This is a genomic window from Pseudoalteromonas holothuriae, assembly GCF_945859825.1.
Taxonomy (GTDB): Bacteria; Pseudomonadota; Gammaproteobacteria; order Enterobacterales; family Alteromonadaceae; genus Pseudoalteromonas; species Pseudoalteromonas holothuriae.
Map to the genome: position 1 here is coordinate 52,155 of NZ_CAMAPC010000022.1, position 14,589 is coordinate 66,743.

10 protein-coding genes are annotated in these 14,589 nt (G+C 39.6%); 6 read left to right on the plus strand and 4 right to left on the minus strand.

Features of this window, described 5'->3' with window-relative positions; all coding sequences use genetic code 11:
- On the plus strand, positions 1 to 113 hold a 113-nt coding region (locus OCI93_RS18750), incomplete at its 5' end, for a cold-shock protein (RefSeq protein WP_261627041.1).
- Positions 114 to 179: 66 nt separating this feature from the next.
- Here the strand turns inward: OCI93_RS18750 and OCI93_RS18755 are convergent.
- Positions 180 to 1,802: a methyl-accepting chemotaxis protein gene (locus OCI93_RS18755; protein ID WP_261593869.1), complete on the minus strand. Its 1,623-nt coding sequence runs from the start codon at positions 1,800 to 1,802 to the stop codon at positions 180 to 182.
- Positions 1,803 to 2,008: 206 nt separating this feature from the next.
- On the opposite strand from OCI93_RS18755, the gene OCI93_RS18760 reads away from it, so the two are divergent.
- The 5 genes from OCI93_RS18760 to OCI93_RS18780 all read left to right on the plus strand — a co-directional run bounded on the left by OCI93_RS18760 (position 2,009) and on the right by OCI93_RS18780 (position 7,221).
- A complete protein-coding gene (locus OCI93_RS18760) occupies positions 2,009 to 3,082 on the plus strand; it encodes a porin (protein WP_261593868.1) in 1,074 nt (357 codons plus the stop codon).
- Positions 3,083 to 3,093: 11 nt separating this feature from the next.
- Positions 3,094 to 3,501: a type 2 periplasmic-binding domain-containing protein gene (locus tag OCI93_RS18765; protein ID WP_261593867.1), complete on the plus strand. Its 408-nt coding sequence runs from the start codon at positions 3,094 to 3,096 to the stop codon at positions 3,499 to 3,501.
- Positions 3,502 to 3,710: 209 nt separating this feature from the next.
- On the plus strand, positions 3,711 to 4,805 hold the full coding sequence (locus tag OCI93_RS18770) for a zinc-binding metallopeptidase family protein (protein ID WP_261593866.1): 1,095 nt from the start codon (positions 3,711 to 3,713) through the stop codon (positions 4,803 to 4,805).
- 39 nt (positions 4,806 to 4,844) lie between these two features.
- Positions 4,845 to 6,299: a circularly permuted type 2 ATP-grasp protein gene (locus tag OCI93_RS18775; protein WP_261593865.1), complete on the plus strand. Its 1,455-nt coding sequence runs from the start codon at positions 4,845 to 4,847 to the stop codon at positions 6,297 to 6,299.
- 1 nt (position 6,300) lies between these two features.
- Positions 6,301 to 7,221 (plus strand): alpha-E domain-containing protein, encoded by a 921-nt coding sequence (locus OCI93_RS18780; RefSeq protein WP_261593864.1) that lies wholly within the window; start codon positions 6,301 to 6,303, stop codon positions 7,219 to 7,221.
- 624 nt (positions 7,222 to 7,845) lie between these two features.
- On the opposite strand, the gene OCI93_RS18785 is transcribed toward OCI93_RS18780, so the two are convergent.
- The 3 genes from OCI93_RS18785 to OCI93_RS18795 all read right to left on the minus strand — a co-directional run bounded on the left by OCI93_RS18785 (position 7,846) and on the right by OCI93_RS18795 (position 13,927).
- On the minus strand, positions 7,846 to 9,387 hold the full coding sequence (locus tag OCI93_RS18785; protein ID WP_261627036.1) for a collagenase: 1,542 nt from the start codon (positions 9,385 to 9,387) through the stop codon (positions 7,846 to 7,848).
- Positions 9,388 to 9,428: 41 nt separating this feature from the next.
- On the minus strand, positions 9,429 to 10,223 hold the full coding sequence (locus OCI93_RS18790; RefSeq protein ID WP_261627037.1) for a M9 family metallopeptidase N-terminal domain-containing protein: 795 nt from the start codon (positions 10,221 to 10,223) through the stop codon (positions 9,429 to 9,431).
- Between the two features lie 71 nt (positions 10,224 to 10,294).
- Positions 10,295 to 13,927 carry a PKD domain-containing protein gene (locus OCI93_RS18795; RefSeq protein WP_261627038.1) on the minus strand — a complete coding sequence of 1,211 codons (3,633 nt, stop codon included), beginning with the start codon at positions 13,925 to 13,927 and terminating at the stop codon, positions 10,295 to 10,297.
- Between the last annotated feature and the right edge of the window lie 662 nt (positions 13,928 to 14,589).

Below are 14,589 nucleotides of genomic sequence, written 5' to 3' on the forward strand. Positions count from 1 at the left end.
TCAGCGCAATCAAAGGCGATGGCTTCAAAACTCTTGCTGAAGGTCAACGCGTTGAATTCACTCTAGCTACTGGCCAGAAAGGTCCTCAAGCAGAGAACATCGTTGCACTTTAATTTTAAATAATTAAGTGAAACAAAAAAGGCAGCTTAAGCTGCCTTTTTTAATGTCTAAAATTTATCTTACAACTTAAACTTCGAAGTAGAATCTAAAAGGTTGTCAGACAACTTATGTAAGTTCTGAGCAACGTCACCAACCTGCTCCAATGATTTCATAGTCTGTTCAAATGAACTGTGCATATTCGATACATTATCTACAACCATAGCAGCTACAGAGGTTTGCTCTTCAGTTGCGGTTGCAATTTGTGAATTCATGCCATTAATAGCCAAAATTTGTTCAGAAATTAACTGAATAGAGTTACCCGTAGCTTCAGCCGCTTCAGCATTGTTGGTAGCCATATCCCTTGCGGTATTCATAGCATTAACTGAATCTGATGCAGCCACGGTAAGAATGTTGATAAGTTCACGTATTTCATTAGTCGACTTAGCTGTTCTTGATGCAAGCTCACGAACTTCATCAGCAACAACAGCAAAACCTCGACCTTGTTCGCCGGCTCTTGCGGCTTCTATTGCGGCATTTAAAGCAAGAAGGTTCGTTTGTTCAGCAATCGAAGTAATTACATTCAAAATTTGCGTTACATTTTGTGTATCATCGGCAAGTTTGTTAATTGTAACTGCAGCTTTATTTATCTCTTCACTTAAATCTTGAGATTGAGCAACTGAAACATTAATTTGTTTGAGGCTTTCATCTACCGCATTTTCTGCAAGTTCAGCAGCTTGGAATGCAGATGCTGCAGATTGTGAAATATCTCCCACACTCTGTTTCATTTCTTCCATAGAGTTTCTTACAACTTCAGCATCACTTGATTGCTGTTGTGTTGCACGTTCAGCAGACTCCATACCTTGTACTAAACGAGTTGAGTTCTCCATCAATGGTTCAACGACCGCAATTACATCTTCAACAGTGCCACGTAGTAAATTTACAAACGCATTAAAGTTTTTCGATACTTGGCCAATTTCATCGTTTGATGACACCGTAAGTTGTGAACTTAGAGAACCTTTTCCTTCAGCAAGTAAATATAAGTTGCTTGCAGCTTCACCCGCTGATGAGCTAATACCCCTAGCTATCATAACTGCTAACAAAATAACTAACGCTAAAGATATTACTGCGACAATAAACATCATTGTCAATGCATCATCTGCATTTGATTTAGTATTATTGATCAGCTCTGAAAAGCGTTCGTTTGCACGCTTTTTATCATCATTAAGTGTATCTAATACTTCTTCAAACAAATCACTTTTTTGCTTTGCTATTTGTGGTAACTTTGCAAAATCAGCAGTGCCATCGATCATACTAGATGCAATTTGTTTCGCAATTTTACCATATGCTTGTAAATCTCTTACAGTAGTTGCAGTAGGGAAGTTGCTATTTAGTGTGGGGACTTGCTTTAAATTTTCAACTAACTTCTTTTGAATTGACGACGCTTTACTGATCAACTCCGCATCACCAAATGTCACCGACTGGGTATATGTCTCATCCAGAGTTTTCATCGCTGTGACATTTTCTGATGTTAAAATTAATAATTTATAGGTTTGGTTTTCTAGTTCATCTAATGAGCGTTGGTTCTCCAATAAAGACTTATAATTAATCATTACCAATACAATAAATGCTGCAACAGCAACTATGGTTATCGCATGGATTTTTTTTGAAATACTCATATTTTTAAAATGCAATAAATTCGACATATAACACCTTGTAACATAACAATGTGACAACCTAAGTTGTGTTGTTCCTTGCTTACCACCGCTTAAAGGGTGTAGCTATCGCTAAATGGCACTTTTCCCTAAATGTAAGCTTAGCTATATTCTAATTTTTATCAATAAAACTTTCTTTTTCGGAGGTTTAACTATACTTAGCCTGCCAATAACTCATAAATTAGGCGGAGCTATCTATGAAACTAAAAACGACTCTCTTGGTTGCTGCTCTCACAACGATGACAGCTCATGCAGAGATAAATATTTCAGGGTTTGCAAGTATAAATGGCGGTAAAGTACTCAGTGGTACTGGGGCACCCCAGTATGGTATAGAGCCTTCATTTCTTGCTGACTATCCAATTGTAAGTACATATACGGAGGATTTTTCCTTTTCACCTGAATCACTTATCGGGCTACAGGTCAGTGGCGACCTTGGTGATGGGCTAAGTGTTACAGGACAGATTGTTGCACGTGGTGCTAACGACTACGATGCAGAATTTGAATGGGCTTATATCTCTTATGACATCAATGATAATTGGACATTGCAAGCAGGTAAAAAGCGTTTGCCTCTGTTTTACTACTCAGATTTTTATGATGTTGGATATGCATATGTATGGATGCGGCCGCCGGCTGATAACTACACATGGCAAATATTTAACTATGAAGGTGTAAATTTACTATATAACGGTTCGATAGGAGATTGGGGACTGTCCACAAATATTTACACTGGTAAAGAAGATGACGAAGAAAATAAGCTGTTATCTGATTTCTTCTTTCGCTCACCTACAAGGGAGATTTGGGAAGATATTATCGGTGGTGTCGTTAATTTAAGTCATGATTGGTTAGAGATCCGCTTAACTCACATGCGTTATACAAACAAACGTTTTGTTAATGGTGAGCCAACGATGTGGAATGGCCAAGATTCTAGAGATGGGAAATTCTACGGCTTAGCCGTTAACGCTGACTTTGGGAATGTATTTATATTAACTGAGTTAAACAAGTTAAAGCTAGACAGCGACTTTGACACATATATGGTTAGTATTGGCTACCGCTTTGATGAAATCACCCCTTACATCATGTATTCAAACTATGAGCAAGATGGCGAGGGTGATACAGAGAAACATGATACTACGGCAGTGGGTGTTCGTTGGAACTTTCATCCTTCGGCTGCATTTAAAATTCAATATGACCGCGTTAAAGATGATTCGTTTGACTTTGCCGTTGCAGGTGATAGTAAAGCACTCACATTTGGCGTAGACGTAGTATTTTAGGAGCTTAAGCGATGAAAAATTTAATTTACATAGCATTTATGCTGCTTTGCGCTCAGTCATATGCGGGTGTAGCAGTGATTGTTCACCCAAGCAATGCAAGTTCATTTGATGACTCAACCATTAAACGTATTTTTACTGGTAAAGAAAAGTCGTTTAGTAACGGTAATAAAGCCATTCCAATTGGACAAGAGGCTGGCAGTGCTGCCACTGAAGAGTTTAATAGTAAAGTATTAAACAAATCATCAGCTCAGTTAAAAGCGTACTGGTCTAAACTAATTTTCACTGGTAAAGGCACACCACCAAAAGAAGCGTCAAATGACGCTGAAGTGTTACAAACAGTATCAGGTAACCCAGATACGATTGGTTTTGTATCATCGAGTGCAGTTACAGGTGACGTTAAGGTTGTGAAAGAGTTTTAATATTAATTTAGTGTATAAATAACTCGCCAATATTGGCGAGTTATTTCTTTTGAAGGTTTTCACAGTACTGACTCACAAGTTAGTGTCGCAAATCATTTTAATTTAATTCAAGCAAACTCTATGAATGTAGATTAGACTGACGTAGTGCAGAATATAAACAGGCGGCCTTGTATGCCTCTCTTTTTCTTTAACTAATCAGGATGAATTAGTTGCTAACCTTTTATTGCCAATGTGGAAATGTACTACACTTTCCAAACTCTCAATGTGTAAAATGTGATTCAATACTTGGTTTTTTACCAAACGCACAGAAGCTATGCGCATTTACAAAAACAGATGAAGACAGCTGGTTATCAGCATTTGATGGAAAGTACTATCGGCCTTGTAAAAACTATGTTGAACATCAAGTTTGCAACTGGATGATTGAATTACATGACAGCAATCAGTTGTGTTTATCATGTCGGCTTACTGAAACTATCCCAAATCTAAATGATTCAAACAATATTAAATTATGGTTTTCGCTGGAGCAAGCAAAACGACGGCTTTTATACACGGTTATTAAACTCAAACTACCGATAAAAAGTCGATCTGAAGATATAAATAACGGACTTGGCTTTGCATTTTTACAAGACCAAGTAGAAGATAGTTTTGGCAATGAACTAACAATAAAAGAATATGTTGTTACAGGTCATAGTAATGGTTTAATCACCATAAACCTAAACGAAGCAGATGCCGCTACTCGAGCAGAAATGCGTGAAAAAATGAATGAAAACTATAGGACATTAATAGGGCATTTTAGGCACGAGTCAGGGCATTACTATTGGGATAGGTTAATTGATAGAACCGCTCATATCACTGAGTTTAGAAACTTATTTGGTGATGAGCGTCTCAGTTATCAAAATGAAATGCAAAATTATTATCAAAATGGACCAGTGCAAAATTGGCAGGACCAATATATAAGCGCCTATGCTTCGATGCACCCTTGGGAAGATTGGGCAGAAACTTGGGCTCATTATCTTCACATGGTTGATACACTTGAAACAGCAAACAACTTTGGTGTAGGCATTGCTGATAATACTATTTATAACCCGCTTGAATATGAAATTCAGCAAAGTGAGTCAGATATTGAATCTGGATTTACTCGCTTATTTAATGATTGGTGCACATTAACAAGGGTATTAAACGCACTTAACCGAAGTATGGGAATGGATGATGCATATCCATTTGTAATTTCGGTTTCGGCGTTAAATAAGCTTCGCTTTATTCACAATATCGTTAATCACTTCAATAACACCTCTAGCGATTAATATGGCTAGCATGATTGTGCTTTTAATTAAGGAAATTCGATGAGTATAAAGTGGGGCAGTTATAAAGTTGCACAGTTCCATGATGAACTTTTGCAAAAAGCTAATACACCGAGATACTGCGCACAAGCACTGTGCGAATACTTGCGCTCGTTCTCTGATAAAGAGCTAATACAGTTAAAAGTGGCATCTGATACTGCCATTCATGTGATGGGCATTACATTTCGTGTTTATCATCAAGAAGAGGGGTCAATTGACCGCGCATGGCCTTTTGATTTAATACCTCGATTGATTGATAAAAAGGAATGGCAGTATGTTGAGCTTGGTTTAAAACAGCGTGTCAAAGCGCTTAACATGTTTATTAATGACCTTTATAACGAACAAAATATTATAAAAGATGGTGTTTTTCCCGTTCACTTATTAGAAAACTCAAAAAATTTTCTTGAAGAATGTAAGGGCGTAAAACCTAAACATGGAATTTGGGCACATATCTGTGGGTCTGATTTAGTAAGAGATCAACATGGCCAATTTTACGTTCTTGAAGATAATCTACGAGTGCCTTCAGGGGTATCATACATGCTTGAAAATAGACATGTAATGAAAAGGGTCCTTCCTGAAATGTTTGAACAGTACAACATACTGCCTGTGGATGATTATCCATCTCAGTTGTACGATATGTTAGTACAAATGTCGCCAAGGGAAGTAAATGACCCCGAAATAGTGGTTTTAACCCCTGGTATTTATAATTCCGCATATTTTGAACACTCCTATCTTGCACAGCAAATGGGCGCCGAGCTTGTACAAGGCTCTGATTTGGTAGTAGAAAATGATGATTGCGTTTACATGAGAACCATTAATGGCTTAGCACGTGTTGATGTGATTTATCGACGCATTGATGATTTATTTATAGACCCCGAGGTTTTTAGTCCTGATTCTATGCTTGGCGTGCCTGGTATTATGCGCGCTTGGAAAGCTGGAAATGTCGCATTAGCAAATGCACCAGGTTCTGGTGTGGCTGATGATAAAGTTGTTTATGCGTATGTCCCACAAATTATAGAATACTACTTAAATGAGACTGCTCTCATCCCCAATGTGCCAACCTACAAGTGTCTTGATGAAAAAGAGCGAGAGTATGTACTTGAACACATTGCTGAAATGGTTGTTAAACCTGCAAATGAGTCTGGCGGCTATGGTATGTTAATCGGACCTCATAGTAGTGAAGTTGAACATGATAAATTTCGACAACGTATCAAAGATGACCCTAGGAACTATGTTGCCCAGCCTATGCTTATTTTATCAACAGCGCCAACGATGATTGGCACCAAAGTACAACCTAGGCACTTAGATTTAAGGCCTTTTATTCTCTCTGGGCGAGATATAAATGTAACACCCGGAGGGCTTACGCGGGTTGCCCTAGTTGAAGGGTCAACTGTTGTTAACTCTTCGCAAGGTGGTGGCAGTAAAGACACCTGGATTGTTGATATGGAGCACAAATAACATGCTTTCAAGGGTTGCAAACAGCATATATTGGATGATCCGATATTTAGAAAGAGCAGAAAATACAGCACGTGTTATTAATGTTAATTCGCACTTATTATTAGACCTGCCAGATAGTGTTGAGCTAGGGTGGGAGCCAATAATAGATATTTTGTCTTCTAGAGATCTATTTTATGAAAAATACCAACAAGCAAATGAAGAAAACGTTATACAGTTCATGCTTGTTGACCAAAAAAATATGGGGTCTATTGTAAGCTCACTGATCTTTGCTAGAGAAAATGCACGAACAGTCAAAGAGATTATCCCACGAGAAGCGTGGGAGCAAATAAACAACCTCTATCTTGATGTTGTAACAAACCAAGCTGAAGGTTTTTCACGGCGTACGAGATATTCATTTTTAGCGCGAATTATACTCGCAAATCAAACAATAGTAGGGCTTTTAGCTGGGACAATGAGTCATGACGAAGCCTATGACTTTATGAAAATAGGTAGAAACCTTGAACGAGCTGATATGTCCACACGCTTAATAGATGTTCGTTCAGCCTCATTATTGGAAAACGTTGACGAAGAACTCACCAGCTTTAAGAACATTCAATGGATGAGTGTACTAAAATCTATGACGGCTTATCAGATGTATAGGCGACAAGTCAGAATGCGCGTCACACGTGAAGATGTGTTAAATTTTTTATTGTTAGATAAACGATTTCCTCGATCATTATTACATACGTTTGATCAAATAGAGCATGCTGTGAGCTTATTACCAAACAACACTGTGTGCTTAGAGGAAATAGGAAATGCAAAGACATATTTAATAAGCATTAACCCCTCAACATTATTGCAAGATAAGCTACATGACTTCATCGATGTTGTGCAATTAAATCTATCTGAAATTGACAACAAAGTTGCTCAAACATATTTTTAAATGTATTTGCGAAAAAGAATTTAGCTCAAATCTAAGCTGGTAAAACACCGTTAAAAAACGGGTAACTATCAGAACAGCTCTAAGCTAGTTCAAAATATGAGGTACATACCATGCGAATTGGTTTAACTGATTCGTACTATGGCCTTATGTTTATCCTATCTTAGCGACGCGGCTTTTACTTTCACGCAGTTGTACCAAGGCCTTCTTCAACACATTAATACCTCTAGCTAAAGTGAGGTCTATTTTGTCTTATAAACAGTATAAAGTTCCATGTTTACATGGGTTAAGCCAAAAATAATTTTTATGTAAGTAGCCTATATCACATGATATTAAAAATATATTGTGCAAGTTTTTAATGGCGATCAATTTATGCATTCGTATGGCTCAAAATCAACGAATATAAGAGTCGGTTAATGTTGCAGCACTAAATATAGGAGCGCCACTTAGCATAATGTAATAGACGCCACCTGTTATGTAAGCAAAGCTATAGGTTCTCGGTTACCGACTATCCAAGGGCGACAGTGGTAGTCGGTTTTGCTTGCCGGACTACCAAATTTCACATGCATATCATAGTTTAGCGGTGCCACCTATTGTGATGAAGGTGATATTTTTTTGCATCAGCGGTTATGGTTGCAGCTGTTGGTCGTGATTGCCAACACTTACAGGTACAGCAATGTTATCTTGCAATTCGTTATCACCGAGAATAGGCTGCTGAATGTATCGCGCCAGCAAGGTGGTATCTTGGAACCCGTGCTCAGAATTAACAGCAATGTAATGCCAACCTTTTTTAATGTTATCGACCGAAATTGTTTCGGTATTGCCTGAACCTTTTGATTCATGGGTATATTGCCAACCATTATCTGGACGGCCATATTCATAGTAAAGATCGGCATTACCACTGCCATGGCGCAGGGTTATTTGTAGAGATACATTTTTCAAGCCATCAGGTACATATAGCGGATACTCTTTGATTTTTCGGGTAGGATCTGGTGATACGCAAAGTGCTTGTCCGGCTTCACTACGTGTGGCAACCGTTGCAGGCTGGTCGATACAAGCATTCATTCCAACGTTATCGTTACCTTGCATATCATCAATATTAATAGGTTCAATAGGCGATGGTGGTCGCGTGGTATCAGTATTACATCCACTTGAGTCAACATGTTGTAACCAATTGGCAAATGACGTATCAAATGACTTTTGCGATACCCATTGATCCACAAGTTCTGTGCGGTAGCGTTGATACTCACCTGCTTTAAACAGCGTTAGCATGTCAAAAAACGCTTCATTTTGCTGCTCATACATGTACCGTGTTGCAAGGTAGCCCCAATCATAAATGCGAGTTTGTCCAACGCCGTACTCATTAGCAAAAATGGTGCTGAGTGAGTAAGTCCCTTTTCTTGCTTCATCTATTGCATTGTCATTGCACGTTTTCAAAGAGCTATACTCCGCAATACCTTCGCCAAACCATACGGTGCGACCTGCACCGTCACTGTCATGAAAATCACCTTTAGAGATATATCGTCCCTCTAAGTAGTGAACAAATTCATGGCGCAAGTTCCAAATATCAAAAGTAGGGCGCTCTGATACATGTTCATAGGCATAAAAGGTGGCTTGATCGCCCGCTTTTTCTGGGTCGCCTTCACGGTAAGTGCCGCCATTACTGGTGCTTACGTTAAACAACACACCACCATACGTAACCCACTCTTTTTTGTCGTTGAAGATCACCATTTTGAGTGAGTCGTTGTCGTCTGGTGTTACAGGTGTGCGGTCAGTACGCAACAATTGGTGAAAATGGTCATCATGTGTTTTTAAAGAGTTACAGGTCCACGCTAATTGTGCATCGTCCATATCCTGAGCCCGGATAAACAAATTGCCTGCAGGACATACCAAACGATTGTTTAATACTTGCTCGATAATTTCTGTTCGCTTATTGCACACAGCATAAGTATCACATTGGCGGTTGTAGTTGATTGATTCTAGTACGGCTAAATAAAGGGTCCGTTCTTTATCTGTTTTTAATGGCCCATAGGAGGTGAGTACTTTTGATATTTCGCGGCTAAGCTTGTTTTCAATTACACCAAAGTGAGTGTCGTCTTTACCTCTATAAAAGTTAACGAGTTGGTAGCCCAGATTAAACAGGTGATAATCGTTGGCTGATTTAGACAACCAATCAAGGTTGTTATCAATAAACCCGGTAATAGCTTCAATTAAAGCGTTGTTATGCTGCTGAGCGTTTTTGAGCAGTCATTTAATACTTGCCAAAACAAAGGGGTTGCTGAACGACCCCAGTCATTAATTTTTTCATAAGATTCATCGTAGCGAGCTAACAAACCCAGTGTCATAGGGACTAAAAACTGGCCTATTTGGGCATTTTTAATGATACCTGTGGCACTTCGAACTAATTTTGCATGGTTTGGCGTTTTATCAAAAAAGTGACTGTTAGCATATAAGGTATTAATGGCTTGCGTCATCGCTTGCTGCGTGACTGGGTTTATAAAACGTCGATGATCGTAATAAGCATATGCTTTTAACCAGTAAAATAGGTTGCTCAGATATGCAGCATTTGTTTGCCCATCATAACTATGGAGTTGAGTTTTCAACTCATTTATTACGGTATTAAAATTAGCATTAGTATATGCTCCGAGCGTTAGTGTTTCGGGTTTATCATTAAATAAGTTATTAATACATTCACGACCATAATCTTTAATCGCATTTAAAAACACCGACCCACTGAGCTGGCTAAAAGCTTCAGTTGGACAAGTCGTCTCAGCACCTTCTTCAGAGCTCAAGAACATCATTTTCTGGCTGTGAAGCTTGGATTGCGTAAGGTATTCAGTTTGTTTATTGTGGTACATAGCATCAGGCGTGTACTCAGAGTGGGCATTGATATGAGCAACATCAGTGGCTTGATGTGTGGTCGTGGTATCTCTATCATTTTGGGCCCAAACAGAAATTGAACTCAAAGCGACCATTAAAGGAGTCATCTTAAATATTTTGTACATGTTGTTTTCCTTAATTGAGAGAGTGAATATAGGGCACTTTTAATTATTTTGGTCGTGCCCAATATAAGAGATTAAAGAGGGCGACAACCTGCAACGTCGTAGTCAACAACTATCGTGGCACCGGTCGCATTCCCAGATATTTTTAGGTAGCCCCAATAACGAGATTGTTCGTTGATTTCATAGAACAGACATTGCTGGTTTCCTTGGGGGAACGATACGGCATCATGGTCACTATTATCAGTTTTTGGCCAGTGACCATCACCGAAATAAACTCTAGCGTCAGACGGTGCGTTGATTAGCGTGATAGCGACTGTTTTAGGTCCACGGTCCATTCCCGCGAAAGAGTGTCCACGAGTACTGTTAATGCAACGAGGTTCACTGAGGGTTAGTCTTCGCTCATAAACACCATCGAAGTCAACGCAAGCATTATTTAATGGGGGGTGGTCCACATTAACTACTACTGTTGTACTGGCGGTCATGTTGTCATTATCCGTAACTGTTAAAGTCACTTGGTAAATACCAGCCTGACTGTAGCTGTGACTCGGGTTGGCAAAGTCGCTTTGCATACCATCACCAAAGTCCCATTGATATTCAATGATCTGTCCATATTGATCGTCTGAACCTGAGCTGTTAAAGGTAACTTGTTGGCCAATTTGCAGCTGCGAAGCAGAAGCTTCAACATGAGCAATAGGTGGTTGCGGTGCAGGTGGTATATTTGAGCAGCTAGCAAAACTACACAGCCCTTCAAGCGCTAAAACATCGGCGCTATCAACAACACCGTCACCATTAATATCAAAGCTGCTGTCTATGGGTTGATTTGTAGCGATTGCTTCGCTTACAGCATTAATATCATCACTATCGACATTGCCATCTTGGTCATAATCACCGATAGGTAATACGCGAAATAGAACCTGAACACTGGCGCTAGCGTTGTTGTCGTCTGTTACTGTAAGGCTTACTGGATAACTACCCGCACGCTCAAATTGGTGCGTGACTACTTCACCCGAGTAGGTTAAGCCGTGATTTAAGTCCCATTTATACGCAATGAGTGTTCCGTCCTGATCGCTAGAGCGGCTTGCATCAAGCTGCACTGCAACGCCTGTTCTAACAGTTTGGTTGCCACCGGCATCAGCAATTGGTAATCGATTTGGTGCTGAGTGGTCTGCATTGCGATGAATATCATAATATGCTCTAAGGCGCAGTGACTCGTAATCTTTAAACGGGTCAATCATGACATTATATACGCCGCCTTGTTCAAACTGACACAGTTCAGTTTGATTAGGCGCTTCCCATGGTCGACAGTCATACTGAGATTTAGAGACTGGTTGATTACGGCTAACATGAATGTCTGGGTCGCCGCTATAGTATTCAACAAGCTCAAATGTTACTAAAGACGCAGCATCAGGAACTGCAAACTCATAGCTATAACTATGTCCATTAGCTTTGGCTGTGAGGTTTAATTCATCAGCTAGATAAACGCGTTCACAGTCAGTGCACAGCGGCGCATCATTTGGAGATAAGTCGGTGATCACGGCGCTGGCTTTTGCTGTAGAGATGCTGCCAGTATTGTCTGTTACACTCAGGCTAACATTGTAGGTTCCTGGGTTTGAGTAGCTATGAGTGGCTTGAGGCTCTGTACTTTGTGTGCCATCACCAAAGTCCCACAGATAAGAGATAATTTTTCCATCAGGGTCGTTTGAACCAGTGCTGGTAAACTCAAGTGCATGGTCTGTAGCTTCATAGCGGGTTTTACCATTAATATTGGCAAAAGGAGATTGGTTTTGTGCGCTGGCAATTTCATAATAAACGTGTATTGATGCGTTACTGTATGTTTCAAATGGTTCAATGAATAGGTCAAAATCACCACCGCCTTGGAACTCACAGTATTCAGAGATCCCTTTCCAAGTGAAAGGGCGGCAGTCAAAATCCGTTTTTGATACGGCGCGATTTCTAGCAACGTAGAGATCGAGATCACCGTTCCTTTTAATTGAACCATCAGCCATTTTTGGACCTTGATAGCCACCGGGCACGACCACGACAACCCGAGTGGCTTCTTCAGGTACGCTAAATTGAAAGTCAAAGGTTTTGCCTACACGAGTGCTCCAAGAGCTGTTCGTTTTGTTGGCCCATAAGTTATCAACTTTAAACAAAGAATAGCGCTGTTCACCATCTTTTAGGTAGGGGTCATCGCCTTGCAGTATTTTTAATTTTGAATTACTAAAAGACGTAAAGGCATGCACTGAGGCAAAATAAGGAACTGTTACGTCAGGTATATCAACTGCCGCAAGCTCTCGATCTCCTGAAGCATTAAAAGATACCAGATCGGCTATCCATTGCTCAGAATCACTGGCTGGAGGTGTGGGGGCCTGAGCTTTTGATACGTACATATCAGGGTCTTCTGTGTGCCCGTTGAGGTAGAACAAAATATTTTGCGCATCGTAAGGTAGGTTTACCTCAAAGGTTTCAACAGTACCTTTGTTGGCAAAAGGAATATCATAACTGGCGAGTAACTTACCACTTGGCTCTATATTGAGCCCTGATGCACCATCCCATGGGTGTTCGCTATCACTAACATACAGTGAAAGACCCGTTGCAATTAAATTATCATTCGACCAAAGTGTATTACGAGCTGGGTTATGCAGTGCTGCCGTCATCCGCTTTACTTGCTCTTGTGTGAACATGGCATAGTTATCGGAATAATGCATAAAGTTTTCGGTGTTAGTTGAGTGTCCTAAGCAATTAGGTGCATTATTTTGCATATCGCTGGGCATAGACATCTGAGGGGTGTCGCAGCTTCTATCACCCGTTGAAGCACAAAAAGCTTCATTGGTGATTGAACATTGCTTGGTTTCAAAGGTGTGGATCAAATTAAGCCAATGGCCAAACTCATGAGTGAGTACTGAGCGAAAGTTTTCACTGGTATTGTTACCAACATAGTGACCATTGTAAACAACGCGAGCGGTGTTTTGTTCTGTCATCGCCAGCTCAGGATACCAAGCAACACCTGACTTAGTGAGTTTGCCGTCATCATATAAATCATGCATCAGATAAACATTCATATAACTGAAGTTATCCCACGCATCGGTATTAATTTTAGCTAGGGTTTCATCATCATAATTACCATATCCTTTTTGCTCACGTGCGTGGCGAACGATCCCCGTGGTAGGGTTACCTTGAGGATCTTTTCCTGCGAGCACAAACTCAATATTTAGATTTTCTCTGATAGCTTGAAATTGTGGGGAGATCTCAGGCGAGTCGATAGCTAAGCCTTGAAAGTCATTGTTGAGCTTAGTCAGTGCGTCTTGAATTTTGTCATCGGTTAGGCATTTTTTTGTTTCGTCCTCACAGTTGTACTGCTCGCCATATACATGAAAGACCACGGGAATATAGTAACGTTCAGGAACTGCAACACTATTTTGTAGTAACTCTTGCGACAATGAAGCACTTTGCATAGCCGCAGAAAACAAAGAACTTGAATGTGTTACATCTAGATGCTGTTTTGCTGCGTTTTTTTGTAAGGCAGACCAATCTTGGCCATTGTCTTCAATACCACAATCAGGTGTCAGTTTATTTTGATTCTGCTCACTGTAGCTTAACTTAATATTATTAGTCTGTTCTATTTGAGGTTTTGTGCTGGCGTGCGCCGTCCATTGTGCCATACAGGCACTGAGCGTGCAGATACCAGCCAGAATTTTTAGTTTCATCTTGTTGTACCCTTTTTTAAAGTAAGTCTTATTCATTAATCACAATTACAAGTGCGTTCGGTAGATCTCCTAGAAGAAAACACAAAGCTCTTTTCTAACATCGCAACAATAGTAAGTAAAAAGTTAATTTTTTTGCTAGCAAGAATACAGCGATTAATAGGACTATTTCGGCGTAAATCACGAAATTGCATAAACTCATGCTAACTATAAATTAATAAGTATTTAAAAATCTTAAAGATAAATTTTCCTGTGTAATTCAGTGAATGGTTTCATAGCTTGCACTGTCAATGTTAACCATTGGATTTGAATTATTAACACTGTATACATAATAATGAATACCATCATTTCCTTCTCATCCATGTATAAATTAGTGGGGTATCTATGAAAAAAGTAAGTTTTGTAAAAAAAGGCACTCTAAGTTTAGCCGTATGTATAATCTCTATATTTGGCACAACAACTGTTTTTTCTTCAAAAGCCATTGGATACACGTAGATTTACGTGAAGCTGGTGAGCAATGTAGTGTTAATCGAGTAGCTAAGATTGCATATTCTCCCCAGCTTTGATCATCCAATGGCATTAACTTTGATCGCTTATTCTCATTAAGCTTTGATCACGACAATCACTCGATAATGATCACTTTTGTGTTCTTAATGATTTTGCCG

What these genes read in the sequence shown, in the direction of transcription:
- OCI93_RS18795 (WP_261627038.1), bottom strand. Translation starts at nt 13,927, where the DNA reads ATGAAACTAAAAATTCTGGCTGGTATCTGCACGCTCAGTGCCTGTATG.
- OCI93_RS18755 (WP_261593869.1), bottom strand. Translation starts at nt 1,802, where the DNA reads ATGTCGAATTTATTGCATTTTAAAAATATGAGTATTTCAAAAAAAATC.
- OCI93_RS18790 (WP_261627037.1), bottom strand. Translation starts at nt 10,223, where the DNA reads ATGTACAAAATATTTAAGATGACTCCTTTAATGGTCGCTTTGAGTTCA.
- OCI93_RS18780 (WP_261593864.1), top strand. Translation starts at nt 6,301, where the DNA reads ATGCTTTCAAGGGTTGCAAACAGCATATATTGGATGATCCGATATTTA.
- OCI93_RS18765 (WP_261593867.1), top strand. Translation starts at nt 3,094, where the DNA reads ATGAAAAATTTAATTTACATAGCATTTATGCTGCTTTGCGCTCAGTCA.
- OCI93_RS18760 (WP_261593868.1), top strand. Translation starts at nt 2,009, where the DNA reads ATGAAACTAAAAACGACTCTCTTGGTTGCTGCTCTCACAACGATGACA.
- OCI93_RS18775 (WP_261593865.1), top strand. Translation starts at nt 4,845, where the DNA reads ATGAGTATAAAGTGGGGCAGTTATAAAGTTGCACAGTTCCATGATGAA.